Below are 700 nucleotides of genomic sequence, written 5' to 3' on the forward strand. Positions count from 1 at the left end.
CAGATACACCGTGCATTTAGGGTCTACGACTGCTGCGCAGCCGAACGCAGCCTCGCGCTGCTCGGCAGCTGCTACAAGATTAGCCCGCGCCCCTGGTAAAAGGGCGCGGGCCGGGACATTGACGCTAGTGCAAAGGACTCAGAACTGCGGTGTGTATTTCACGCTGAACATCACGTTGCGTGGATCACCGTAGTTGTTGTTGCCGTTGATCTGGTTGTAGGCCGCTGCGAAGTAGGTCTTGTCAAACAGGTTGTTGGCATTCATCGCCAGCTCGATTTCTGGGGTGAGCTGGTAACCGACGCGGGCATTCCACACGGTGTAACCCGGAACGTTGACGGAGTGGTCGAAACCTATCGTGTGGGTTTGTGCGGTAAAGCCCAGGCCTGTACTCACACGGCTCCAGTCGCCGCTCAACTGATAATTGCCCCACACACGCAGCATGTGTTTAGGCGTCCACCAGCTGAAGATTTTGCCTTCGTTGTCAGGGTCGTCGAGGTATTTGGTGGTGTTGTAGGTGTAGCCGGCAAACAGTTGCAGATTGTCGATCACTTCGCCGCTGATTTCGGCGTCCAGACCCTGGCTGCGCACTTTGCCCGATGCCGTCGAGCAGAACCAACCGTCGCAGGTTTGCGCACCCTGCGTATCGAGAACGGCACGGTTTTCCTGGTCGTAACGGAACAGGGCCACGGAGGTATTGATC

1 protein-coding gene is annotated in these 700 nt (G+C 57.0%); it reads right to left on the reverse strand.

Annotated elements, in window-relative coordinates; genetic code table 11:
• Window positions 1-138: 138 nt before the first annotated feature.
• Window positions 139-700: TonB-dependent siderophore receptor (locus AC1DLB_RS31375; protein WP_477786452.1), on the reverse strand; the 562-nt coding region annotated here is incomplete at its 5' end.

The organism is Pseudomonas sp. 05N434 (assembly GCF_056396965.1).